The organism is Mucilaginibacter sp. cycad4 (genome assembly GCF_034263275.1).
In the GTDB taxonomy this organism is placed as follows: Bacteria; Bacteroidota; Bacteroidia; order Sphingobacteriales; family Sphingobacteriaceae; genus Mucilaginibacter.
This window is the reverse complement of sequence record NZ_CP139559.1, coordinates 2604653-2629486: the sequence shown is the minus strand read 5'-3', so window position 1 is coordinate 2629486 and position 24834 is coordinate 2604653. Positions and strand designations below refer to the sequence as shown.

At 41.1% G+C, this 24834-nt stretch carries 20 protein-coding genes and 1 other RNA gene; 6 read left to right on the top strand and 15 right to left on the bottom strand.

Annotated features, from left to right (window positions below; translation table 11 throughout):
- The first annotated feature begins 9 nt into the window (after window positions 1-9).
- A complete protein-coding gene (gene recQ, locus SNE26_RS10580) occupies window positions 10-2202 on the top strand; it encodes a DNA helicase RecQ (protein ID WP_321560029.1) in 2193 nt (730 codons plus the stop codon).
- A 142-nt stretch (window positions 2203-2344) separates the two neighbouring features.
- On the opposite strand, the gene SNE26_RS10575 is transcribed toward recQ, so the two are convergent.
- Both SNE26_RS10575 and SNE26_RS10570 read right to left on the bottom strand, forming a co-directional pair.
- Window positions 2345-4249 carry an OmpA family protein gene (locus SNE26_RS10575; RefSeq protein ID WP_321559328.1) on the bottom strand — a complete coding sequence of 635 codons (1905 nt, stop codon included), beginning with the start codon at window positions 4247-4249 and terminating at the stop codon, window positions 2345-2347.
- 38 nt (window positions 4250-4287) lie between these two features.
- Entirely contained in the window at window positions 4288-4911 is a 624-nt protein-coding gene (locus SNE26_RS10570; protein WP_321559327.1) for a 7-carboxy-7-deazaguanine synthase QueE, read from the bottom strand.
- A gap of 291 nt (window positions 4912-5202) precedes the next feature.
- Here SNE26_RS10570 and SNE26_RS10565 point away from each other — a divergent pair, with 291 nt between their 5' ends.
- Entirely contained in the window at window positions 5203-5967 is a 765-nt protein-coding gene (locus SNE26_RS10565; protein WP_321559326.1) for a hypothetical protein, read from the top strand.
- A gap of 22 nt (window positions 5968-5989) precedes the next feature.
- Entirely contained in the window at window positions 5990-6328 is a 339-nt protein-coding gene (locus SNE26_RS10560; protein ID WP_321559325.1) for a Rieske (2Fe-2S) protein, read from the top strand.
- Between the two features lie 71 nt (window positions 6329-6399).
- On the opposite strand, the gene SNE26_RS10555 is transcribed toward SNE26_RS10560, so the two are convergent.
- Together SNE26_RS10555 and lepA are read right to left on the bottom strand one after the other, a co-directional pair.
- Window positions 6400-7281: a tetrahydrofolate dehydrogenase/cyclohydrolase catalytic domain-containing protein gene (locus SNE26_RS10555; RefSeq protein WP_321559324.1), complete on the bottom strand. Its 882-nt coding sequence runs from the start codon at window positions 7279-7281 to the stop codon at window positions 6400-6402.
- A gap of 380 nt (window positions 7282-7661) precedes the next feature.
- Complete coding sequence (lepA, locus tag SNE26_RS10550; protein ID WP_321559323.1) at window positions 7662-9449, bottom strand: translation elongation factor 4; 1788 nt, start codon at window positions 9447-9449, stop codon at window positions 7662-7664.
- 93 nt (window positions 9450-9542) lie between these two features.
- Here lepA and SNE26_RS10545 point away from each other — a divergent pair, with 93 nt between their 5' ends.
- A complete protein-coding gene (locus tag SNE26_RS10545) occupies window positions 9543-10409 on the top strand; it encodes a fructosamine kinase family protein (RefSeq protein WP_321559322.1) in 867 nt (288 codons plus the stop codon).
- Here the strand turns inward: SNE26_RS10545 and SNE26_RS10540 are convergent.
- The 8 genes from SNE26_RS10540 to SNE26_RS10505 form a co-directional block, all read right to left on the bottom strand.
- Entirely contained in the window at window positions 10406-12022 is a 1617-nt protein-coding gene (locus SNE26_RS10540) for a hypothetical protein (RefSeq protein ID WP_321559321.1), read from the bottom strand. The genes SNE26_RS10545 and SNE26_RS10540 overlap by 4 nt on opposite strands.
- Window positions 12023-12312: 290 nt before the next feature.
- Complete coding sequence (locus SNE26_RS10535; protein ID WP_321559320.1) at window positions 12313-12780, bottom strand: hypothetical protein; 468 nt, start codon at window positions 12778-12780, stop codon at window positions 12313-12315.
- Window positions 12781-12877: 97 nt separating this feature from the next.
- Window positions 12878-14260 carry a sigma-54 dependent transcriptional regulator gene (locus SNE26_RS10530; protein ID WP_321559319.1) on the bottom strand — a complete coding sequence of 461 codons (1383 nt, stop codon included), beginning with the start codon at window positions 14258-14260 and terminating at the stop codon, window positions 12878-12880.
- Between the two features lie 181 nt (window positions 14261-14441).
- Window positions 14442-14829: RNase P RNA component class A (gene rnpB / locus SNE26_RS10525), an RNA gene on the bottom strand.
- A 141-nt stretch (window positions 14830-14970) separates the two neighbouring features.
- Complete coding sequence (locus tag SNE26_RS10520; protein ID WP_321559318.1) at window positions 14971-15387, bottom strand: cytochrome c; 417 nt, start codon at window positions 15385-15387, stop codon at window positions 14971-14973.
- A complete protein-coding gene (locus SNE26_RS10515) occupies window positions 15384-16031 on the bottom strand; it encodes an SCO family protein (protein WP_321559317.1) in 648 nt (215 codons plus the stop codon). The genes SNE26_RS10520 and SNE26_RS10515 overlap by 4 nt, the downstream gene beginning before the upstream one ends.
- A complete protein-coding gene (locus SNE26_RS10510) occupies window positions 16031-16441 on the bottom strand; it encodes a hypothetical protein (RefSeq protein ID WP_321559316.1) in 411 nt (136 codons plus the stop codon). The genes SNE26_RS10515 and SNE26_RS10510 overlap by 1 nt, the downstream gene beginning before the upstream one ends.
- Before the next feature lie 42 nt (window positions 16442-16483).
- The gene (locus SNE26_RS10505) at window positions 16484-16951 is read right to left on the bottom strand and encodes a DinB family protein (RefSeq protein WP_321559315.1); all 468 of its coding nucleotides are present in this window, start codon (window positions 16949-16951) and stop codon (window positions 16484-16486) included.
- Window positions 16952-17247: 296 nt separating this feature from the next.
- Between SNE26_RS10505 and SNE26_RS10500 the strand changes: the two genes are divergently transcribed.
- Window positions 17248-18606: a GH1 family beta-glucosidase gene (locus SNE26_RS10500; RefSeq protein WP_321559314.1), complete on the top strand. Its 1359-nt coding sequence runs from the start codon at window positions 17248-17250 to the stop codon at window positions 18604-18606.
- Between the two features lie 4 nt (window positions 18607-18610).
- Here the strand turns inward: SNE26_RS10500 and SNE26_RS10495 are convergent, their stop codons facing one another.
- The 3 genes from SNE26_RS10495 to SNE26_RS10485 form a co-directional block, all read right to left on the bottom strand.
- Window positions 18611-20692, bottom strand: a complete 2082-nt coding sequence (locus SNE26_RS10495) for a HAMP domain-containing sensor histidine kinase (protein ID WP_321559313.1) — start codon at window positions 20690-20692, stop codon at window positions 18611-18613.
- A gap of 161 nt (window positions 20693-20853) precedes the next feature.
- Entirely contained in the window at window positions 20854-22869 is a 2016-nt protein-coding gene (locus tag SNE26_RS10490; RefSeq protein ID WP_321559312.1) for a HAMP domain-containing sensor histidine kinase, read from the bottom strand.
- Between the two features lie 185 nt (window positions 22870-23054).
- On the bottom strand, window positions 23055-24236 hold the full coding sequence (locus SNE26_RS10485) for an acyl-CoA dehydrogenase family protein (protein ID WP_321559311.1): 1182 nt from the start codon (window positions 24234-24236) through the stop codon (window positions 23055-23057).
- 237 nt (window positions 24237-24473) lie between these two features.
- Here SNE26_RS10485 and folB point away from each other — a divergent pair, with 237 nt between their 5' ends.
- On the top strand, window positions 24474-24833 hold the full coding sequence (gene folB / locus SNE26_RS10480) for a dihydroneopterin aldolase (RefSeq protein ID WP_176627766.1): 360 nt from the start codon (window positions 24474-24476) through the stop codon (window positions 24831-24833).
- Window position 24834: the final 1 nt, after the last annotated feature.

Sequence of the window (24834 nt, the reverse complement as noted above, 5' to 3'; positions counted from 1 at the left end):
AAAATAATGATAGAAACAAAGAAATCGCTATTTGACAATCTCCAGAATTTTTTCGGGTTTGATAATTTTAAGGGAGAACAGGAAGCGATAATAACCAACATCCTGGCCGGTAATGATACATTCGTTATTATGCCTACCGGTGGTGGCAAATCGATGTGTTATCAGTTACCAGCTTTGATGAGCGATGGCACGGCAATCGTAATTTCACCATTGATAGCCCTGATGAAAAATCAGGTAGATCAGCTCAGGGCGTTTGGAGGATCAGATAGTATAGCCCACTTTTTAAATTCATCACTTACAAAATCAGAGATAGGCAAGGTTAAAGAAGATGTACTGGCAGGGAAAACCAAGTTATTGTACGTGGCCCCCGAATCGTTAACCAAGCAGGAAAATATTGATTTCTTACGTCTTAACCACGTATCGTTCGTGGCGGTAGATGAAGCTCACTGTATTTCGGAGTGGGGGCATGATTTCAGGCCCGAATACCGTAAAATACGCCAGGTGATCAGTAATATAGGCGAAAATATCCCCATAATTGCTTTAACGGCTACAGCTACTCCAAAAGTTCAGCAGGATATTCAAAAAAACCTGCAAATGAATAACGCAACCGTATTTAAATCGTCATTTAACCGCGGTAACCTGTTTTATGAAGTAAGGGCGAAGCGTAACGTCATCAAAGAGATTGTAAAATTTGTAAAGCAAAACCAGGGCAAGTCGGGAATTGTGTATTGTCTTAGCCGCAAAAAGGTTGAGGAAGTAGCCGAGGCGCTTAACCTTAACGGGGTAAGGGCGCTGCCGTATCATGCAGGGCTTGATCCTAAAGTGCGTGCGGAAACGCAGGACAAATTCCTGATGGAAGATGTTGACGTTATTGTTGCTACTATTGCATTTGGAATGGGTATCGATAAACCCGATGTTCGGTATGTAATACACCATGATGTGCCTAAAAGCATGGAAGGCTATTACCAGGAAACCGGAAGGGCCGGGCGTGACGGGGGAGAAGGTGTTTGCGTGGCTTTTTATTCGGAAAAGGATATTGATAAGCTTCAGAAATTCATGAAAGACAAGCCTGTTTCGGAACGGGAAATAGGCACCCAGATACTCAAGGAGGTTATTGATTATTGCGAGTCGTCGGTTTGCCGCCGTAAACAGTTGTTGCATTATTTTGGCGAAAACTTTAATGAAGCGGGCTGTAATAACATGTGCGATAATTGCTGCACCCATAAAGAACATTTTGATGGCGAGGAGCACCTGCACAGGACATTAAGTTTAATTAAGCATATTGGCGAGAAGTTTGACGACCATCACATCATCAGCATATTAATGGGTGAGGAAAATGCTCAGATCAAAAATTATGAGCATGACCAGCTTGACTATTACGGTTCGGGCAAAGAACAAGGTAAAAATCTTTGGAACTCGCTTTTAAGGCAGGCATTACTCAATAATTATATTTCAAAGGATATTGATCAATATGGGCTTTTGAGGCTCACTAAAAGCGGCATTGGCTTTATCGAGAATCCGCACAGTATCCGTTTTGTTTTGAATAAGGTTATGGAGGCTGCTGACGATGACAGCGATGATGACGGGCCAAAACAAAGCGGCGGTGCACTTGATACCCAGTTGCTGCAAATGCTTAAAGAACTGCGTAAAAAGCTGGCCAAGCAAAAAGGACTGCCGCCGTTTGTAATATTCCAGGACCCTTCGTTAGAAGAGATGTGCACCCATTACCCCATCAACACCGAAGAGCTTAAACAAATTTCGGGGGTTGGCGCAGGCAAGGCGCTGAAGTTTGGTAAACCTTTTACCGATTTGATCCAGAAATACGTGGAGGATAATGATATCGATCGGCCAATTGATATGGTGATCAAAAGTGCTGCCAATAAATCGGCGCTTAAAGTGTTCATTATTCAAAATATCGACAGGCATTTAAACCTTGATGATATTGCCGCTTCAAAAGGCCTTACTTATGAGGAGATCCTGAAAGAGGTTGAAACTATTGTTAACTCAGGAACCAAGCTTAACCTGAATTACTATATTGATGAGGTTATTGACGAGGATAAACAGGAAGAAGTATTTGATTATTTCCGCACTGCAGAAGCTGATTCTATCGATGAAGCCTTAGCCGAACTGGGCAGCGATGATTACACCCGTGAAGAGGTGCAGTTAATGCGTATTAAATTCATGTCGGAGTTGGGGAACTAAATACAGTTTACGACTTTTTAATATAGAAAGCCTTCAGCGTTTAATCTGAAGGCTTTTTTGCTTTCCGGTTTTGCAAATTATGATGGTAGTATTTCAATATTTCTATTGAAATACTACAAGGCGTAAATAAAAAGTTTATTTATTATTTAGTTATGATCATAAATTCCGTACGCCTGTTTTTTGCCCTGTCTTCCTCTGTTGTATTGGATGCTATTGGTTGCGTTTCACCGTATCCCTTGTAAATAAGGCGGGCAGGGGCAACCCCTTTCGATACAAGATATTGATAAACAGACTTTGCCCTGTTTTCAGATAAGGTTTGGTTACCCTGGTGATTACCTGTGTTATCTGTATGGCCTGATATCTCAATACGGGTAGTTGAGTTTACCCCCAAAAACTCAATGAGCTTGGCAAGTTCGGCTTTTGATTCCTTTTCAAGGTCAAACTTATTAGTATCAAAAAAAATATTTTTAAGGATTACCTTATTGCCAATTTCAATAGGTGATAACAGGGCCACAATGTTAAACGGGCTTTTAATTTTATAATTTTTAAGGGAAAAGTTTTCGGAATAAAACAGATATCCGCTTTTTGAGATATTAAGCGCATAGTTTTTGCCCGACGTTAGTGTCGCTAAAAAATCCCCCTGCTCATCGTCACTGTAATCCTGGTAAACCGGCAAATTACTTTCCAGGTCGATAATCTCAATTGCAGCTTCAAGAGGTTGTTTCGTCTTTACGTCTTTAACAAAGCCTTTAACATAAGTTACTAAACGGGGCCGCAACTTCACAGGCAGCTCGAACTTATATATATCATAGCCACCAAAACCGTTTAAGTTATCCGATGAAAAGAAAGCATAGTCTCCGGCGGCAGTTAACGATAAACCGCCCTCGTCGCCACTGGTATTGATAGGATATCCAAGGTTTTCGGGCTTTTGCCATTTACCCTCTTTATCCAGGCGGCTAACAAACAGGTCCTTGCTGCCCAAACCCGGCCAGCCATCGCTGCTAAAGTAAAGTGTACTGTCATCAGGGTGAATAAACGGCGATAGTTCATTGTAGGATGTATTAATATTGGGGCCAAGGTTTTCAGGTTCGCCCCAGCCTTTTTCGCCCAGCGTGCTTTTCCAAATGTCATAGCCGCCATAACCGCCTTTACGGTTACTTACAAAGTAAAGCGTGCGGCCATCGGCATTTATAGAGGGTTGGGATTCCCAGCCCGACGTATTCACCGGTGGGTTCAGGTCAACAGGTTTTCCCCAGTCATTCCCCTTTTTTTGAGCGATATAAATATCGCAACGACCTAAGCCATCGGGGCGATTGCATCCTGTGAAAAACAGGTATTTACCATCCTGCGATATGGATTGTGCGCCCTCGTTATATTTTTCAGTATTAATTTGGTTGCTTAAATAAGTGGCGGTATTCCACTTGCCATTTATCATTTCGCTTTTATAAAAATCTTCGTTGTTATTGATCTTCCGGGTAAATATCAATGTGCTTTCGTCGGCTGTAGCAACCGGGAGATACTCGTCATTGGCAGTGTTTATTTCAGCCCCGATATTTATCGGTTTAAATGGCACCGGATGTGTCATCGCCTGGATACTGAATTTAGCATCGGCAAGCATTTTTTTTGCATAGGTATTGTTTTGAGGACTGATGTCGGGATAGCTAAGGTATTTTTCGAGATGCTGCTGGGCCTGTGCATAACCCGCATCATGGATTTCCATTTCAGCGGCTTTGAGATATACACCCCTGTTAAATTCAGGACTAAGTGAAATGACTTTAGCGTATTGTTCAACAGCCGGCTTGTACATGCGCCTCATTCGGTACAAATCGGCGAGTAATAAGTGTGCTTCTACAAACTTTGAATCTTCACTAATAGCTTTAAGTGAGTTTTGGATCGCTTCGTCATAAAGGTGTTCATCGAGGTTTTGATAAGCGGTAGCAAAAAATTTTACAGCTTCTTTATTGGATGACGAATACCGGGTTGGCTGCTGGGCACAAAGCAAAGCAGGTAAACACAATGCAAGCACCAATAATACTGCAATTTTCATTTGTAACTTAGGATAATTAATACCGTAAGTTACAAAGATTATGGAATATTCAGATACTTATGTGTTTGTAATGAAATTTCCCATTGCGGGTTTTCCTTTACATAATCAACAATCAGCGGGGTCATTTCTTTGGATTTTGACCATTCGGGCTGCAGGTAAAGCTTACAATCGGGCGATACCATTTTGGCATGATATTCTGCCCACTCAAAATCAGATTTATTGAAAACAATCACTTTTAACTCATGGGCGCTTTCAGCAACGTTAGGTGTAGGCGCTTTGAATTTTTTTGGTGAAAGACAGATCCAGTCCCAATCGCCCGAAAGCGGATATGCACCAGAAGTTTCGATAAATGTCTTTATTCCCTTTTCGTGCAGGTTATGGGTCAGGTAATCAAGGTTGTAAATCAAGGGCTCGCCACCGGTTACTACAACAGCTTTTGCCGGATGAAGGGCAGCGTTGCTTACAATGGTATCAGCTGCGGTAAGCGGGTGCAACTCGGCATCCCAGCTTTCTTTAACATCGCACCAATGGCAACCTACATCACAGCCGCCAAGGCGAATGAAATATGCGGCTTTGCCGGTATTGTACCCTTCCCCCTGTATCGTATAAAACTCTTCCATTAAAGGAAGCAGCGTGCCGTCGTCTGGTATTTGGTGTGCCATAGTTATTTAAGGGTGCAAAGGTACTGAAAGATAGGCAAAAGCTAAAAGATGAAAGGGAAAAGGTTACACTAATATGGAAGAGGCTTTTTAGGCGAAAGGCAAAGGGTCAAAGGCGAAAGGTTTGGTCGATGCCATCAGCTTGGTAAAAGTATACATTAAATTACCTTTCTCCTTTCACCTTTTTATTTTCATTAATAATTGTTATTATTACTTTAATTTTGAGATAACCAATTAACCTGAAATTCGTAAAATGTTATAACTGTATCAATAACGCTTAATCTGTATCCGGGTATGAAAAAACTTTACCTTCCTTTAATGTTACTGGTAGCGCTTTGTTTTAGTTCATGCGTGGATATTGAAGAGCATTATGACTTTAAAACCGATGGGACCTGTAAGGTTGCTTACGCGTTTGATATGAGCAGGGCTGTATCGGTGCTTGTTAATCTCATGTCTGATTCGGTCAAGGAAACACCTCAATTTAGTTTAGTTAAAGATACAACGCTTAATTTTTATAGCGCAATACCGGATAGTGCCCAGCAAAAACTGAAAGCTGCAGAAATTGAACTGGCCAAAAGCAGTGAGCTAACTGTTAACATGAACCTTAAAAAAAGTGTTATGAAAGTAACGCTTAACCATACCGCTAAAAACGCTGCAGATCTGCAATACTATCTGCAAAATGTATCAAAAATAGCGCTCAATACCCAAATAAGCGCTATAACCACCACTGATAAAACAAACAAGCCATTTGATGCACGGCAAATGGTAGCAGGGCCGGATTATTACTCGTATGATATAACTCCTCACAAATTTTACCGCATAATTGACAAAACCAAATTCAACGCGTTTTTAAAGAAAACCCAGGCTACTTTCATGATGGCCAAGGCTATGCTTATTGATATGCCTTATAAAGTGATCCTGAGGTTTGCCCACCCGGTAAAAAAAATCAATAATTCAAAGGCCATGCTCTCGGCCGACAGGAGGGAAGTCACCCTTGTTACCAGTATGGACGAGGTGATCAAGAACCCCAATGTGATGAATTTGAAGATTGATTTTTAAGGATCAGAACCATTTGTTTTTGATGAAGTGGCATAAAATTAAAGTTACCCAGGACATAACCAAACCTTTCATTACAAAGGAAAAGATTGGAGGTAAGAGCCTTTGCATTGTTGGTTTTGAGAATAAATTATACGCAGTATCGGCAAAATGCCCGCATGCCGGTGCTGATTTGAGCGAAGGGTTATGCGTAAGAAAGCTGATTGTTTGTCCATATCACCGGTATACCTATGACCTTGAAACAGGCAAGGGGGGCGAAGGGCAGCATGATTTTATTGAAACTTATCCCGTTGAAATAAGGGATGATGGTGTCTACATAGGTGTAAACTCTGTTTGGGATAAATTAAAGTTAGGTTTCAAGTGAGTGTTTGATCAAGTGAATGGTTAGATCTACAACTAAACCCACTCACCTAATCAACTCAATAAACCATTTACTTATTTATAAACCTCTTTATTAGCCGATGCCAAAGTGTTTTTAAGCAAACCAACAATGGTCATGAGGCCTACACCACCGGGTACCGGGGTAATCCATGATGATTTTGGTGCAACATTTTCAAAATCAACATCACCATATAACTTAAAGCCTGATTTTGTTGTGGTTGAGGTTTCACGGTTCATACCCACATCAACAACTACTACACCATCTTTAACCATATCGGCAGTAATGAAATTCTTTTTACCGATGGCTACGACCAGGATGTCTGCATCGAGAGTGAATTTTTTGATATCAGGTGTACGGCTGTGGCAAATGGTTACCGTACAGTTGCCCGGGGTTGTGTTGCGTGCCATGAGGATACTCATTGGCGAACCAACGATATTACTGCGGCCAACCACCACGCAATGCTTACCTGCTGTTTCAATGCCGTATTCTTTAAGCATTAAAGTGATGCCATAAGGCGTTGCCGGAATAAATGATGGCAGGTTGCGCTGCATCCGGCCCAGGTTAACCGGGTGAAAACCATCAACATCTTTACGGTAATCAATACGCTCGGTTACTTTTTCGGGGTCGATGTGTTTTGGTAGCGGAAGTTGTACGATAATTCCGTCGATATCGGCGTCTGCGTTTAGCTCTTCTACCTTTTTCAGTAGCTCTTCTTCAGTAACGTCATCTTCATAACGCACCAGTGATGATTTGAAGCCCACCTTTTCACAGTTCTTCATTTTGCTGGCTACATAGGTTTCGCTACCGCCATCATGACCAACCAAGACTGCAACCAAATGTGGTTTACGGCCGGTTTGCTCCAATATTTTAGCTGCTTCTTCAGCTATTTCAACTTTAAGTTTTTCTGAAACGTATTTTCCGTCTAAAAGCTGCATGTTAGATGTTTTTAACGAAGTGATCAGGTAAAGGCGGTAAATTTAAATTTACCGGTACTGATTTTAATCGTATTCTTATAAAAGGCCTGTTATCCAGGGATAATTTTAGTCCGTGATTTTGATTTATCTTGTCAATGATACTTTCAATAGTTTCTGTTTTGTTATTCAAGAGCATTTCAAATATAATCTTATCTGATCCAGCACCTTTATTGAAAGCATCAATGTAATATTTCGGTTCGTTGTGGTCATATACAACCCATTTTCCATAAACAAAGTCTCCTAAATGTATGTACTTAACAAGGCCTGTTATTGTAGAATATGTAATTAACCTATACAGAATATCTAATTTAATTGCCTGCGCTACTTTAACGAGCCAGGGCTTAGTCCAACTTCAAAACCGCCATGAACGCCGATTGCGGTATCTCAACATTACCTACCTGGCGCATGCGTTTTTTACCTTGTTTCTGTTTCTCCAATAATTTACGTTTACGGGAAATATCACCGCCATAACATTTAGCGGTTACGTCTTTGCGTAAAGCTTTCACCGTTTCACGGGCTATGATCTTGGCGCCGATAGAGGCTTGTATGATGATCTCAAATTGCTGGCGCGGTAAAAGCTCTTTTAGTTTTTCGCAGATCTTTTTACCAAAATCGTATGAATTGCCGCGGAAGATTAATGATGACAAAGCATCAACAGGTTCACTGTTAAGGCGGATATCCAGTTTTACGAGGTCAGATTGGCGGTAACCTATCTGGTGATAATCGAAAGAGGCGTAACCTTTTGAAATGGTTTTAAGCTTATCGTAAAAATCAAATACGATCTCACCCATAGGCATCTCAAAGATCAGCTCAACACGCTCAGATGTAAGGTATGATTGATTTACTATTGTACCGCGTTTTTGAATACAAAGTGACATCACCGGGCCAACAAATTCAGATTTGGTGATGATGGTAGCTTTGATATATGGCTCTTCTACAAAGTCAATTTTACTTGGATCGGGAAGATCGGAAGGGTTGTTTACCGTAAATGAATCACCTTTGGTAGTGTGGGCCAAATATGATACGTTGGGAACGGTAGTGATCACAGTCATGTTAAACTCACGCTCCAAACGCTCCTGGATAATTTCCATATGCAGCATGCCTAAGAAACCGCAACGGAAACCAAAACCTAATGCCGCAGATGATTCCGGCTCAAATACCAATGAAGCATCGTTCAGTTGCAGCTTCGCCATCGACTCGCGCAGCTCTTCGTAATCCTCAGTATCAACCGGGTAAATGCCGGCGAATACCATCGGTTTTACCTCTTCAAAACCCTGGATCCCCACTTCGCAAGGGCGCTCAACATGGGTAATGGTATCACCAACTTTAACCTCTTTTGCTTCCTTTATGCCTGATATGATGTAACCTACGTCGCCTGTTTTGATCACGTCCTTAGCCAGGGGGCGCAATTTAAGTGTGCCAACTTCATCAGCAAGGTATTGTTTTTCGGTGGCTACGAATTTTACTTTGTCGCCTTTGCGGATCTCGCCGTTTACAACCTTAAAATAAGCTATAATACCGCGGAACGAGTTAAAAACCGAATCAAAGATCAGGGCCTGCAATGGAGCTTTAGGATCACCTACCGGAGCAGGTACACGCTCAACTATGGCGCGTAAAATATCATGTACGCCCATGCCTGTTTTGCCCGATGCTGCAAGGATCTCCTCACGTTTGCAGCCGATAAGGTCAACAATCTGGTCTTTTACTTCCTCGGGCATAGCGCCGGGAAGGTCCATTTTATTCAGGATTGGGATAATCTCCAGGTCATTCTCCAGGGCCAGGTACAGGTTTGAAATGGTTTGTGCCTGGATACCCTGCGCCGCATCAACAATCAGTAAAGCGCCTTCGCAAGCTGCTATAGAGCGTGATACTTCATATGAAAAATCCACGTGACCGGGGGTATCGATCAGATTGAGCACGTATTTTTGTCCGTCAAGCACATAGTCCATTTGTATGGCATGGCTTTTTATGGTGATGCCGCGTTCGCGTTCCAGATCCATATCGTCAAGCAATTGTGCCTGCGATTCGCGCTGGGTTATGGTGTTAGTATACTCTAATAACCTATCGGCAAGTGTGCTTTTGCCGTGGTCGATATGTGCTATGATACAAAAATTACGAATGTGCTCCATTGAACCGCAAAAATAACTTTTTAAACCGATAATTTGTATCGGCTAATAAATTAACTATTTTGAAATGTTTAATTTAAATAATATCCGGACAAAATGGCTGTATCGGCAGGTGTAATAAGTGATATTGAGTGTAAGCTAAAAGCTCAGATTAAGAATGTGAACCCGGTAAGCGGAGGTGATATTAATCAAGCCTACCGGTTACAAACCACGTTAGGTAATTTCTTTATTAAGATAAATAGCCTGCATAAATTTCCGGGCATGTTTAAAAGTGAGGAGAGCGGTTTAGCTGCTATCCGCAAAACAAATACAATAGCTGTACCTGAGGTTGTTTTACAGAGCGATACCGGTGACGAAAGCTATCTTATACTGCAATGGATTGAAGCAGGGTACGGTGAGGTTATATCGTCGCAAAAATTGGGCCGGCAACTTGCCCTCATGCATCGTAACACTGCTGCACAATTTGGGTTTGAGGCAAATAACTATATGGGTTCCCTCCTTCAAAGCAACAAGCAACACGGTAGCTTAGCCCAGTTTTTTATTGAAGAAAGATTGCAACCAATGGTTAAAATGGCTGTAGATAAAAGGGAGCTTACTCAAACCGACATATACCGGTTTGACGAACTTTATAAAAAACTCCCGTATCTGTTTACCGAGGAGCCGCCCGCATTGCTGCACGGCGACCTTTGGGGAGGCAATTATCTTATTGATACCGATGGCAAACCCTACCTGATCGATCCGGCGGTTAGTTATGGCAACCGCGAGTTTGATATTGCGATGACCACACTTTTCGGTGGTTTTGACCATGCTTTTTATGAAGCTTATAATCAGGAATTTCCGTTGTTGCCTGGTTGGCAACAACGGCTTAAACTTTGGAACCTTTATCCGTTGCTGGTTCACGTAAACCTGTTTGGTAGTATGTATGCCAAACAAGTGAGGGAGAATCTTTCGGCATTTATTTAGTTTGTGCCTTGTACAAAGATTGGTGTTTCGGTTACTTTAATAATAAGTTTCCCGTTAACTGTTTTTACGGTTGTTTTAACAGCATCTTCGGCGCCTGTTTTTAGTGTGTAAACATTTGCTTTAGCTGTGCCGAGATTAAGTGTATAAGTGCCTGTACGCGCCTTGAAATCCGGAATGGTTAATACATATATGCTTTGCGGGCCCGATGAATATTTATCAACCAACGGATCGGCATTGATGGTACCTGCGTAGGTGTAGTTACCCATTAATTTTGATGTTTGAAATATAAAATCGGCAGCAGGCCTGCGTTTGCCATTTTCGGCTAAACCAGATGTTGCATATTGAACAGCAACATTAGGAGTGTCGTCAAAAAGCTGGTAATAGAATACACGTTGTATACCATGCCTGATATACAGGAGCGAAGTTCTTAAAATCCAATCGGCCTGGGTGTCTTTCGGTACCTTTTGCCCTACATTTAAAGCCTTCTGGTAACTTCTTTTGTTTATATCGTAGCCGGATTCGGTTACCCATACAGGGATTGGTTTATTAAAAGAGTTTGCATATTGAACAAACGAATCAGCAATTTGCGCCGCCATCGACAATTCGGGCGGCAGGCCAAAAGTCGCAGACTGATGGGTTAAAATATTGCCGTTATTGTTGTAATAGTGATAGTTGATAATGTCAAAACACAGGTCGATACTGCCATCGGCTTTGTAACCACGATTGGTACGGCACCACTCTACCATTTTCTTTACAAAATTTACGTCGGCTGTAGCTAATCCGCCCATTACTACTTTCATATTTGGATCGGCATTTTTTACACCTGCATTTTTACCCAACTTCCCTTTGTTGCCATCATAAAAGGCCGACATGTTAGCTGCATATTCTTCGGCGGTTTGTTGAGTTGCCGACCCTTTCCACCATTTATCGCGCTCATTATCACATTCTATGTAAGTAATAAGGCCCATGCCCGCTTTTACCTGGTTAGGCTGATCATTTGTCCATCGTATACTGGTATCAACTTTTATTAATGACCTGTTAATATTAGTATTATAGCCATACCTGGCTGCAAACTGAAAGGCCATATGAGCCTGGTCAATATAGCTTGCCGGATCAGCCTTGCTTAAACCATAAATAAGGGGCGCATTTTCAAGGTCCCGCATATTGTTGGGATAAGTATTAACCAACCATGACGGACAATTTTTTATATCCGCCAACACCAATATACCATCCTGTTTGCAACGGCTATAAATGAGATCATAGTTCCAACTGTCTTCACGAGTTGGGTTAAAGGTATAGTTGCCTTTAGTGCTTTCCATCCGGGCCCAGCCTAAATAATGCCTTACCGCGCTGAATGACTTGATAAGGTTCATGTTGGTTTCGTAAATGGCGGTTTTGACCTTTGGATTGGCAGGATCCTGCAAAAAATTCCATTCATACGCGTTTATGCCAAACATGTTTTTAAGCGGAATATTTGAAGCGGCAGGTGAAATTGCAGAAATAGCTTTATTTGTTGTAATGCCTTCTGAGCTTTTTTGCGGCCGGCAACGATTGAATGAAAAAGTAAATAACGATAACATTAACAGTATCTTATAGTTTAATAACAGCTTCATTCTTCGAGTGGTTTAGCAGTAAACTACAAATAAAATCAGGACTGATAAAAAGACTTTTTCTATAAATTTCATCGATTACATATAGCAACCCAATTAACTTTTTGCGAAGCCTTTCCAATAAAATTTGACGTATTATAAATAGGGATAATTCAGGTTTTAACGAATAGTTTAACGTAGGGGTTACGATTTATTGCTATTGCAAAGATGAAATGCTGTTAGGCCGGTTCAGCGAAACAGTGCAAATAAAAAGCCCGGACCATGCCAGGCTTTAAAAATATAAGTTTTAAGGTTTATTTCACCCTTACGTAAGTTTCAATGATCTCGTGGTCAACCTTAAGGCTGTCTATCTTTTCGATTCCTTTTTGAATTAGGGTGTCATTTTTCATAGTGAGTTTAAATTTGAAATCCCTGTTTTCCCAATCGCGGGCATCGCAATAAGCCAGGTGCTCGGTATAATCATCGCCGGATAGAATATAAGTGCCCGCGCCCGATGAATAAACCGGTTTGGCTGTTTTGCCGTGTACCAGGTCATGTGTGAAGAAGGCGAAGTTAGTGGCGTTAAACATTTTAAACATTTCCTGGTCTTTAGGAGGGGTGGTTACTGTGGTATCGCCCTTCATAATGCTTTTGCTTGATATCAGGTGCCAGGTTCCGTCAAGCTTACCGGTTGGTTCGGTTGTTTCTGTAGCTGACTTCGGCGGGTTGCCGCATGAGCATAAGGCAAGCAATAAAAAAGATGCTAAGTAATAGGTTTTCATGGTGTTAATAAAGGTTATTGATATACAATAATAACATAAAAAAAGCATCGGCTATCATATTTGCCGATGCTTTTTTAAATAATTTAAAAAGTTTATGTTATTCGCCGCGTTTAAGGCCAAATTTTTCAATTTTACTGTATAGGTGACTCCGCTGAATGTCGATATCATCTGCAGTTTTTGAAACGTTCCAGTTATTTTTCTCCAGTTTAAATTTGATATACTCCCGTTCGGCAAAGTCTTTATATTCCTGGAAGTTATTGAACTGATCAAAATCTGTTTGAGGGGCGGGGGCAGCACCACCGGCAGTAATGGCAGCCGGAGCCGAAGGATTTGCAAATGCCCTCACATCGTTATCAGTAATAACTTTATCGCTCAGGATGATCAGACGCTCAACCATGTTGCGGAGCTCACGGATGTTACCGGTCCATGGCAGGGCTTTAAGCGCCTCAAGGGCGGCATCAGAAATCTTTTTAACCGGCATGCCGTATTCGTTGCAGATTTCATCCAAAAAGCTTTGAGTTAACAAGGGGATATCGTCTTTACGCTCAATAAGCGGTGGTACGTGGATCAATATTACGCTTAGGCGGTGGTACAAGTCCATACGGAAATTACCGGCTTCAATTTCTTTAAGCAGGTCCTTGTTGGTTGCCGCTACTACACGTACATCAACATCAATTTCCTTTTCGCCGCCCACGCGGGTTATCTTATTTTCCTGTAAAGCGCGCAAAACCTTGGCCTGGGCCGATTGGCTCATGTCACCTATCTCATCCAGGAACAGCGTTCCTCCATTGGCTGATTCGAACTTTCCAATACGTTGTTTGATGGCCGATGTAAATGAGCCTTTTTCGTGGCCAAATAGTTCGCTCTCAATTAATTCTGATGGAATAGCAGCGCAGTTCACCTCAATAATAGGCGCGGCCGAGCGGTTTGATTTTTCGTGCAGCCAGCGTGCAACCAACTCCTTGCCGCTACCATTAGCTCCTGTAACCAGCACCCGGGCGTCGGTTGGGGCCACCCGGTCAATAGTTTCTTTTATTTTGAGGATAGCCTGCGATTCGCCTAAAATGGAGCGTACTTTTGATACTTTACGTTTAAGTACCTTTGCCTCAACAACAAGGCTTCCCCTGTCAAGCGCATTACGAACGGTAATGAGCAGGCGGTTTAGGTCAGGTGGTTTTGAAATAAAGTCAAACGCACCTTTTTTGCTGGCCTCAACAGCAGTTTCAACTGTGCCGTGGCCAGATATCATGATAAACGGAAGATCAGGTTTAATAGCGAGGCCTTCTGTAAGTACCTCCATACCGTCCATGCGGTTCATTTTAATGTCGCACAGTACCAGGTCATAGTCTTTTTTTTCAATTAACTGAAGGCCGTCAACCCCGTTATCTACATCTTCAACCTCGTAATCTTCATACTCTAAAATCTCGCGAAGCGTATTACGAATAGACCGTTCATCATCAATTATTAAAATTTTAGCCATGTTTTGTAATTATGTACCGATATGTAATTGTTGTTTGCTAATATATGGGTTTGTATAGAAAAACAAACACTTTTTAATGTGCTATAAGGTTTAAGGCGGATAAATGTTTGCAAGGTTGTAAAATTTATTAAAAATAAAGTGATGTAAATAAAGAAACCCCCCGCTTTGCAGCAAGGGGTTATACAGCAGCAAACCTATAAGCCGGGTTCTGTTTTGCCTTGTTAAAGGGCAACTTCTATCATTTATCTGGCCCTGTTATCACTAACAGGTTTAAACAACCTACCCATCCTAACGATTAACCCTGAGGCTAATACGGGAGCGAGCAACTCCGCTTTCAGGACCTATTTGGTTTTTCAACTCCTGAGGTTTACCGTCATATCCGGTCGCCCGGTTATGCCGTGAGCTCTTACCTCACGTTTTCACCCTTACCCACCGAAGCGGGCGGTATTTTCTCTGTGGCACTTTGCTGTCGCCGGCTGCCGGCGCCTTCCCGTTAGGAAGCAGGATGCTCTGTGTTGCCCGGACTTTCCTCCGCCAAACAAGCTGGCAGCGATAGAACGTTTTGCGGCGATAAAGATAGGGAATATTTTTGTGGTTCATGGTTGATAGTTCATGGATCATAGTAGGATAGTATTCATAGATCATATTAAATCAACATTAACTAAATAGTTGTTTGCCATGAACCATCAACTATGATTATGAACCAAAATCTATTTACAATTCTTCAAATCATTCTGAACCTCTTGCAATGTAACAGTTCCCATTTTATTACCGAAGGAATTGGCAACGTAGGTGAGCACTTTGGCGATTTCTATAGGAGAGATATCATCAGCCTGCATTTCGTCGTCGAAAGTGCGGCCTGCTACTGTAATTTTGCCTTTAAGGCCATTCTTGATAAAGCAGGCAAGTTTTCTCCTATTACTTTTCAAATAAATTGAATCTGTTAATGGAGGAATAAGCGCCGACAAACCTTGTCCTTTATCGCCATGGCAATTTTGACAATGCTGCTGGTAAACAAGGCTCCCGCCCGAGTAATAGCGCTTAAACTCAATTTGATCATCGCTTTGGCATGATGCGCCAATTATAATCAACAAAATAGCTAAAGCACCTATTACCCTTATCTTCATTTAGCAGCAATTTGGTCAGGTTCGGCTTTCAGGGTTTTGATATCGGCAATAAGTTTAGTTACCTCTGCCGGGTCTGTGCCCTCATAAGTACCGCGAATACGTTTTTGCTTATCTATCAAAATAAAAAAGCCATCATGGATGTATTCGCCCTTGGGATTTTTTTCGGATACGCTTTGCAGATAGCTTTTGGCAATTTTATATGTATCGCCTTTTTCACCATGCAGTAACCACCATGTATTGCCTGCAATCCCCAATTTATCAGCGTAACGTTTTAATACAGGTACGGTATCATATTTTGGATCGATGGTGTGTGAAATGATCCTGAAGTTATCATCAGCTTTAAACTCTTTATATACATTAAGCATATTTCGGTGCATCACCGGGCAAATGGAAGGGCAGGTGGTGAAAAAAAAGTCGGCCACGTAAATTTTACCATCCAGGTTTTTCTGGGTAATTGTATCGGCGTATTGGTTTACAAACTTAAAAGGCGGAATGGTTGCATATTCCGTATCGGCTATAGTTTTGCCATCAATCGTTTTAGTTACCGGTGTTTTATATCCCAATATTGGCAAGGCAGTCTTCGTATTTGATTTGCAGGCATTAAAAAGCGTTAATATGATAATGCCTATCCACAGGTTCTTCATTATTTTGCCGGTATTTGGGTTATATATTTAGTTGAACCGGCTACAGCTACGGTTATCTGTGTATCTATTTTACTGATGAGTTTTTTCTGGGCTTCGAGGTAATCCATAATTTCCTGGTGGGATTTGCCCTTGTTTTCCGCATCAAATTTATGCATCCAGTCGCTCATCGCATTATCAGCATCATCAACCAGTTTTAAATAAACCTGCGCGCTATCTTTATTGATATTGGGAGCGTTCTGTTTTATCAGACTATCCAGCAGCATCTTATTTTTCATCAATTGCTCGTCATTGGCCATTACTTTATCATGTACGGCAATTACCTGGTTTAGAAGATCTTTTTCCTGTTTTTTAGTGTCGGTGCAACCTAATAATAAGGCAATGCCCGCGGCTGCGAATAGATGTTTTTTCATGGTTTTTGATGCGTGATAAAACTTGGCAAATATGCTAAATGTTTAGCTGTTTAACACTCTTAAGTAATAACTATAGTCTGTAACAGGTAAAGTTTTTGTACCTGCAAACTTTAGCTGCTGCCCAATTTGGGCCCTGGTATGTGTACCATGGTTAAGTACCTGCGTAATAATATCGCCAAGTTGGTTTTCAAAATAGTCGCCGGTAAAGCTATGATAAGGAATTATCTTATCCAGATCTTTCTCATCGATTCCGTTTAAAAATGTAACCCATGTTTGATAATGCTCAAGTACCTGTTTTTTACATTGCTCAATTGTAACATTGTCGGGCCATGAGTTTGGCATGGAAGAGGGGATCAGCTTACACCTTTCAAGCCAGGCCTGTTCGGCAGCGAGTAAGTGGCCCATCAGTTTGAGGGCCATTGCCGGCGAACCGCCTGTTTCTATAGCCTGAACCAGCTGCTGATTGGCATAAAGGTTATAATTAAACATTTTCAAAAAGTATGTTTTCATAGTGTTCGTAAATTATGGCTAATGTATTAAAGCAATTTTGTATATTAGTAAAAATGCTGGTTAACAATTAAATAACATAGTTGTCACATTCAGCAAACATCTGCTTGTTACCTTTATTTTATAGCTAAAACACATAAGGTTATGAAATTTATTATCAATATCTCAAGACTGCTCATCAACTTCCGTCAGTGGATGATGCTTAAAAGTATGCGTTCATCGTTCATACATTAAGTTATCACTTATAATTTTTCATTTATAAATATAATTGCACTTTTGGGCTTTTGTAGCTCAAATTAATGGAACTTACTGACCGGGAAATAAATTTAAGCAAAGATCTTTTTGGTAACGACTTTGAATGGGGCGTTTCAACTGCTGCTTTTCAGGTAGAAGGATCTCATGATGCCGATGGAAAAGGACTATCTGTGTGGGACACTTTTACCACAAAAAAAGGAAAGATCCTGAATGGCGACCACGCACAAACCGCTTGCGATTTTTACAATTTATATGAGCACGATATCGACCTCATCAAAGAACTTAATATCCCCAATTTTCGTTTTTCTATATCCTGGACCCGTATCTTGCCCGAAGGCACCGGCAAAATTAACCAGGCCGGCATTGATTATTATAACCGGGTAATTAACTACTGTATTAAACAAGGCATTGAACCCTGGTTAACCGTTTATCACTGGGACCTTCCGCATGTGCTTGAAGTTAAAGGCGGCTGGACAAATCGCGAAGCAATAAACTGGTTTAGCGAGTTTATCACTATTTGTGCTCAAAGCTTTGGCGATAGGGTAAAGCATTGGATGGTGATGAATGAGCCCGTAGTTTTTACAGGCGCGGGTTATTTTTTTGGCATCCATGCGCCGGGCCGTAGTGGTATGAAAAACTTTGTACCCGCCATACATCACGTTACCATGAGTATTGCTGAAGGTGGCAGGATCCTGCGAAAATTACTGCCTTCAACGGCGCAAATTGGTACCACATTTTCGTGTTCGCAAATAGAGCCTTATACAGATAAGCCAAGGGATATAGCCGCCGCCGTTCGCGCCGATGCGCTGATCAATCGTTTATATATTGAACCTTTGCTGGGGATGGGTTACCCGATAAAAGATCTTCCCGCACTTAAAGACCTCAAAAAGTATTTTTACCCTGGCGATGAGGATAAGCTAAGTTTTGATTTTGATTTTATCGGCATACAGAATTACACCCGCGAAATTGTAAAATATTCATTTTTTACGCCCTATATCAATGCAAGTATGGTCAAAGCCGAAAACAGGGGCGTTGACCTTACAGCTATGCGCTGGGAGGTTTACCCGCCTTCTATTTATCATATGATCAAAAAATATGATGCCTATCCTAATGTTAAAAAGATCATCGTTACCGAAAATGGATCAGCTTTTCCTGACGAGCTTACCGATGGCGAAGTAAATGATCCTAAAAGGTTAAAATACTTAAAGGATTACATTGCACAGGTGTTAAAAGCAAAAAATGAAGGCTGTAAAGTTAAGGGCTATTTTGTATGGACACTTACCGATAATTTTGAATGGGCCGAAGGTTATCATCCGCGTTTTGGACTGATCCATGTTGATCATGCAACCCAGCAGCGCACGGTTAAAGCATCCGGCAGGTGGTATGCTGAATTTCTGAAATAAGCTGTTAGTTTTTAGGCAGCGTGAAATTAAAGGACGTGCCATTTTCAGTATCGCTCTCAAACCAGATCCTGCCGTTATGATCTTCAATGATCTGCTTACAGATAGAAAGGCCAAGACCAAATGATTTTTCGCCAGCAGTTCCGGGGCGTTTGGCATCTGTAAACATGTTAAATACCTGGTTTTTTAACTTTTCGGGGATCCCGATGCCATGATCTTTTACAGAAACCTGGATTTCGTTTTCCAGCTCAATGGCCATAACTAAAATAGCCGATCCTTCCGGACTGAATTTAATGGCATTACTGATGAGATTGCTGATCACCCGCCATATTTTTTCACGGCTAATGCAAATTTCGAGCGATGAATTTAACAGGAAGATATTGATAATTTGCTGTTTTTCAGCGGCCTTAAAACGCATCAGTTCAACACTATTGCTCAATAAAGAATTAACTTCAACTGCTTCCTTGTGTAATATAGCCGAAGCAGATTCAGTAGCTTCCAGTATTTCATTGATCAGTTCAATAGAGTTAAATGAAGTTTCCCGGATAATATTTAGCAGCTCTTTTTGTTCGTCGCTGTAATTTTCCTCTGTCATTACGCTGGTAAGCGAAGCTATTCCGCCTATCGGGTTACGCAGATCATGTGCCACAGTGCGTAAAATGCGGTCTTTTTCCTGGTTATTGAGTTTTAAATCACGGAGGGCGTTTTCAAGATGGTGGTTTTGATGGTTTATCTGGCTGTTAAGGCTTCCAAGCGTTTTAATGTTCTTTTTTGATTTTTGCCAGTTTAAAAATACCAGGGAAATAATAATGATGAGCATCAGGGCAAAAACAATGGTAACCCTCAGGTAAACGTGCTGTAATTCATTGTTTTTCTTAAGGTTGTTAAACTCATTATCTTTTTCAAGGCTTTTTACCTGTTCAGCAACGTCGGCCTCTTTCAGTTTTTTGTTTTCATTTGTAATAGTATCCTTAAGCTCATCATATTGCTTATAATGCATCATGGCCTGCTGATGATCATTTTGCTTCTCAAAATAATTTGACATCAATAATTGCCAGTCCTGCTTCGCTTCGGGGCTTTTAATACTGTCAAACTGGAGCCTGATAATATTGAGGAGGTTTAATAACGAATCATTTACGTTTTGCCGGTTATATATAGATGCAAGTTTTAATTCGGAGTATTGCGCGTCGTTATTATCGTTTCCTTTACGCAGATTGATAGCTATGCTTTTTCTAAGCAGGTCTTTAGCCTTGTTGTAATCCTTTTGCCTGATACTTATATCAGCCATATTGCCGTATACAACGCCTTTAGATACTTCGGCCATCTGGGGGCGGTCTTTAAACCTTACGGCATTATGGTTAATGTAGTCAAGAGCCTGGTTGTAAAAATACATAGCACTATCATTCATTAGCATTTTGCTGTAGCTTAAGCCTATGTTGTTTAATAATTCCTGCCGGCGATAAAAATAATTGAAGTTCCCTTCGCATGAGCTGGTTTCATCAAAGCTTTTTTTAAAATACGCTGTGGCCCGGCTGTAATGTTCCTGTTTGTACAGGATCATGCCCATGCGGTAGCTATAATCACCCATGGTGCAATCGTCAAGATTATTATTGGCAATTACTTTCCCTTCATAAAAATAACCGTAGGCTTCGTTGTAACGATGCTCATCAAACAACACATCTCCTTTAGCAAGATGGGCCTGTCCGTACTCACTGGTGAATTTTAGCTTTTTCTCAGGTGTGTCGAAAATATTGAGCATACTATCGGCATAAAGCAAAGCCATTTTACGATCGTTTTTTATATGCGAAGCATAGTTATAGATAAAATAATAGTAATTATAAACCTGTTTAAAGCTAAGGTTGTTTGAATGACGGAAGGCTGAATCAAGGTAACTTACTGCCGCTTTATGATGCCCGTTATCATACATTATGGTTGCGGTGTCAACAGCTTTATTATAGGCTGAAGATGAAAGAAAACCCTTTGAATGTTGCCGGCATGAAGTGGTTATCAGCAAAAAGCAAGCAAAAAACAAACAACCGCGTATTTTATCGGATAGCCATATTTGCCCAAAGCTTTTGTATATAAACATCAATATTAAATTATGCGGGGTTTAGAGTTGGCTGTAAAACAATGGTAATCTATAAAAAATAAAAATGGCCATGTTATTTTACTAATATTTTTAATTGTTTATTTATAATGAAATCTTTTTTATCTGTTTAAAAATAAATGGATTTAGAATAACTGATATACTTATGATGCCTGGGCCGGAAGATATACGTAAAAACTTGAACCATTGTTTGATTCACTTTTTAGCCAGATCCTGCCGCTATGTTTTTCAACTATTTGCCGGCAAATGGAAAGCCCGAGGCCAAATGATTTTTCGCCGTCGGTGCCGGGCCGTTTAGCTTCGGTGAACATATTAAACACCTGTTGCTGCAATTTATCAGGAATACCTATGCCATAGTCTTTAACACATATTTCAACGCCTTGATGTTTTTGGTTTACAATTACATAAATAACAGCGCCTTTGGGGCTAAACTTTATGGCGTTACTGATAAGATTACTGATAACCCGCCATATTTTTTCCCTGTTTATCAATATTTCAGTAGGGGCATCCAACAAGCTCAACATGATATCCTGGTCTTTTTCGGCTGCTTTAAACCGCAGCAGGTCAACACTTTTATTAATAAGGCTGTTAATTTCAACCCATTCTTTATTAAAAGTCATGTTGGCAGTATTTGCCGCCTCTAAAATTTCATTGATAAGTTCGAGGGAATTATAGGAAGTTTCTTTAATAAGGTTGATCAGGTCTGTTTGTTCTTCATCGCGTGCATCGTCAGCCATTGCTGTAGATAATGATGCTATTCCTCCGAGCGGGTTGCGGAGGTCATGGGCTACAGCCCGCAAAATCCGGTCCTTTTCCCGGCTCCCGCGGTTTACTTCGTCAAGCGTGTTTTCTAACTCGGTTTTTTGCAGCTTAATTTGGTCATTTAGCTTTTTTATTGATATGATGTCTTGTTTTGACCTTTTAAGGTTACGAAAAACAAGGAAGATAATAATGACTGCCATCACTGAAAAAAGCACAGCAAGGTAAATGTATATCAATTGCAGCTTATTATGGCCTTTAAGATCTTCTATCTGATTCTCTTTATCAAAATTGGCCTGTTGCTGATTAATATCCGTCCGTTTTAACGATGAAGTTCTTTTTGTTGCCGAATCTTTTAATGCCGAATAGTTTTTCAAATACAACAAGCTATTCTGGTAATCTTTTTTTTGCAGATAATAAACGCTCATTAAATCATTCCAGTTGGTTTCAGCATCATCATTTTTGATGGTATCGAGCTGGCCGCGCAGGCTTTTCAGTAGTTTAAAAAGGTCGTTTGGTTTATTGGTAATCAAATATAAGCGGGCAAGTTTTATTTCGGTAAGTTCTGCATCGCGGTTGTCATAACCTTGTTTTAAATTAATGGCGATACTTTTTTTCAGTAATTCGTATGCCTGGTTATAATTATGGGTTAGTAAAGCCAGATCGCCCTGGTTACCATATACTACGCCTCTTGCAACTTCAAGCAGATTTGCCCTTTCGGCAAATCTTGTACTGTTTTCATTGATATAAACAAGCGCTTTATTTAAATAAAAGCTTGAGCTGTCAATGTCACCACTGTTTTTATAGCTCTCGCCAATATTATCCAAAAGCTCCTGCCGCTGGTAAAAAGCACGAAAATCATCAGTATAAGCATAGCTTTGCCTGTGACTGATCTTAAAATAACTGGCGGCTTCCCTGAAATGCCCCTGTTTAAACATGATCATACCCATCCGGTACGTATATTCGGCCAGGATAGCATCGTCAATGGCATTTTTGCCGATAGAGTAGCCCTTGTAAAAATACCTGTAAGCCTGATCGTGCCGTACGAGGGCCGAATAAGCATCCCCGGTAGCAAAATCGGCTTCGGCAGTTAATTTAATGTGCTGATCAGGAGTAACACTTTCGGTAGCCACAACCCGCATCGTATCGGCATACAAAATGGCTTTTTTAGCGTCATGCAGTCCTTTTAAATTGTAGAGAAAATGGAAAGCATAAAAACGGAACCTGTCGCTTACAAACGGATTTTTTATAGTTCTGTAAGCTGAATCAAGATACTGAATTCCTTTGTGCGGTTGAGACCGTTCGCCATTATAAAGGTTTACCGTATCAAATACTGTTTTAAATTGACCGGAATAACCACCTGTATCATTGATGTTGTTTGTGCAGGAATTAAATATCAATAGAAAAGCCAGAGCCAACCAAATTAAATGGCTGACCAGCAGTTTGTTTAAACTAACTGGGCTATCAGGGGTTGACAACATTAAGTGGTTACGCAACAAATATAACGCTCATAATTATAATGAACAATATTTATGCGCATGAATAACATCTGCGCTGCTAAAAGTTAAAGTATATTGATTATCTATTACTTAAAAGCATCGAGTCCGGTAACATCCATGCCGGTAATAAGCAGGTGGATATCATGCGTACCCTCATAAGTTATTACCGATTCAAGGTTCATCATGTGCCGCATAATGGGGTACTCGCCGGTAATGCCCATGCCGCCGAGCATTTGCCGGGCTTCGCGGGCTATAGTAATAGCCGTTTCAACGCTGTTTCGCTTAGCCATCGATATTTGAGCAGGGGTGGCCCTATTCTCATTTTTAAGTACCCCCAAACGCCAAACCAATAGCTGTCCTTTGGTAATTTCGGTTATCATTTCGGCCAGTTTTTTTTGCTGAAGCTGAAACCCGGCTATTGGACGGCCAAACTGCTCACGTTCTTTGGTGTAACGGAGGGCTGTGTCGTAACAATCCATCGCAGCGCCCAACGCGCCCCACGCAATACCGTAACGGGCCTGGTTTAAACAACCCAGCGGGCCTTTTATACCGGCTACGTTGGGCAGCAGGTTCTCTTTTGGAATTTTAACATGATCAAAAACAAGCTCACCGGTTGCCGATGCCCTTAACGACCATTTATTATGGGTGGTAGGTGTAGTGAAACCTTCCATGCCGCGCTCAACTATCAGCCCGCGAATTTTACCTGCTTCATCCTTAGCCCAAACAACTGCAATATCAGCAAAAGGCGAATTGGAGATCCACATTTTGGCGCCGTTAAGGATATAATGATCGCCGGCATCTTTAATGTTGGTGGTCATGCCACCAGGGTTTGAGCCATGATCGGGCTCGGTAAGGCCAAAACACCCCATTAATTCACCGCTTGCCAGCTTAGGCAGATATTTCTTACGCTGTGCTTCACTGCCGTAAGCATAAATAGGGTACATCACCAGCGAGCCCTGAACAGATGCTGTTGAACGGATGCCCGAATCGCCGCGCTCCAATTCCTGCATGATGATGCCGTATGCGGTATAATCTAAGCCGGCCCCGCCATATTCCACCGGTATAGTAGGCCCAAATGCACCTATTTCGGCAAGTCCTTTTAACAGCTGCGAAGGGAACTCGGCTTTTTGAGCGTAATCCTCAATAATGGGGCTTAATTCCTTCTTTACCCAGTCGCGAACTGATGAACGGATCAGCTTATGCTCATCGGTTAGTAACTCATCTAATAAATAATAATCGGGGGCTTCGTACAGATCTGTTTTGGCCATAATATTATAGTTGGTGGGCAAATATAAAGCATTTATCGCCGGTAAAAGCAAGCCAAAAACGCCGTTTTTTGATGTGTGAGGCCACTTTATGGTAAAAAGTAGGTTTAAACGGTTTAAAGCATGTTTTTGATTGGAAAATATTTTTAGATGTGCTGGAAATCAGCTGAAATAAAAATATTTTGAAAAGTCTTTCTATAGAGAATGAGATTTAGAGAGGGCTTTTTTTTACTTTTGACCATGATCAATATAGCCTTACAGGGCGCGGAGTTTTTCGCGTACCACGGATTTTATCCCGAAGAGCAAAAAATAGGTTGCCGTTTTTTAGTTGATGTAAATGTTGGTTTTGTGCCTCCCGGCGATTTGCTGGAAGATAACCTAAGTAAAACTGTTGACTATGAACGTGTGTATATTATTACATGCGAAGAGATGAAACATCCGCGTAAATTGATTGAAACCGTTGGCCAGGCAATTATCGATCGTATAAAAAAGAAATACCCTTTTGTTGAAAGCATTGAGGTTACTATTAAAAAGCTTACTCCGCCATTAAGCGGTAAAGTAGCGCATTCGGCTGTTATTATAAATTACAAGAAATCCTGAT

Bases quoted from the DNA above. Each gene is read 5' to 3' on its own strand.
- SNE26_RS10575 (WP_321559328.1), bottom strand. From the start codon at position 4,249: ATGAAAATTGCAGTATTATTGGTGCTTGCATTGTGTTTACCTGCTTTG.
- SNE26_RS10570 (WP_321559327.1), bottom strand. From the start codon at position 4,911: ATGGCACACCAAATACCAGACGACGGCACGCTGCTTCCTTTAATGGAA.
- SNE26_RS10565 (WP_321559326.1), top strand. From the start codon at position 5,203: ATGAAAAAACTTTACCTTCCTTTAATGTTACTGGTAGCGCTTTGTTTT.
- SNE26_RS10560 (WP_321559325.1), top strand. From the start codon at position 5,990: ATGAAGTGGCATAAAATTAAAGTTACCCAGGACATAACCAAACCTTTC.
- SNE26_RS10555 (WP_321559324.1), bottom strand. From the start codon at position 7,281: ATGCAGCTTTTAGACGGAAAATACGTTTCAGAAAAACTTAAAGTTGAA.
- lepA (WP_321559323.1), bottom strand. From the start codon at position 9,449: ATGGAGCACATTCGTAATTTTTGTATCATAGCACATATCGACCACGGC.
- SNE26_RS10545 (WP_321559322.1), top strand. From the start codon at position 9,543: ATGGCTGTATCGGCAGGTGTAATAAGTGATATTGAGTGTAAGCTAAAA.
- SNE26_RS10540 (WP_321559321.1), bottom strand. From the start codon at position 12,022: ATGAAGCTGTTATTAAACTATAAGATACTGTTAATGTTATCGTTATTT.
- SNE26_RS10535 (WP_321559320.1), bottom strand. From the start codon at position 12,780: ATGAAAACCTATTACTTAGCATCTTTTTTATTGCTTGCCTTATGCTCA.
- SNE26_RS10530 (WP_321559319.1), bottom strand. From the start codon at position 14,260: ATGGCTAAAATTTTAATAATTGATGATGAACGGTCTATTCGTAATACG.
- SNE26_RS10520 (WP_321559318.1), bottom strand. From the start codon at position 15,387: ATGAAGATAAGGGTAATAGGTGCTTTAGCTATTTTGTTGATTATAATT.
- SNE26_RS10515 (WP_321559317.1), bottom strand. From the start codon at position 16,031: ATGAAGAACCTGTGGATAGGCATTATCATATTAACGCTTTTTAATGCC.
- SNE26_RS10510 (WP_321559316.1), bottom strand. From the start codon at position 16,441: ATGAAAAAACATCTATTCGCAGCCGCGGGCATTGCCTTATTATTAGGT.
- SNE26_RS10505 (WP_321559315.1), bottom strand. From the start codon at position 16,951: ATGAAAACATACTTTTTGAAAATGTTTAATTATAACCTTTATGCCAAT.
- SNE26_RS10500 (WP_321559314.1), top strand. From the start codon at position 17,248: ATGGAACTTACTGACCGGGAAATAAATTTAAGCAAAGATCTTTTTGGT.
- SNE26_RS10495 (WP_321559313.1), bottom strand. From the start codon at position 20,692: ATGTTTATATACAAAAGCTTTGGGCAAATATGGCTATCCGATAAAATA.
- SNE26_RS10485 (WP_321559311.1), bottom strand. From the start codon at position 24,236: ATGGCCAAAACAGATCTGTACGAAGCCCCCGATTATTATTTATTAGAT.
- folB (WP_176627766.1), top strand. From the start codon at position 24,474: ATGATCAATATAGCCTTACAGGGCGCGGAGTTTTTCGCGTACCACGGA.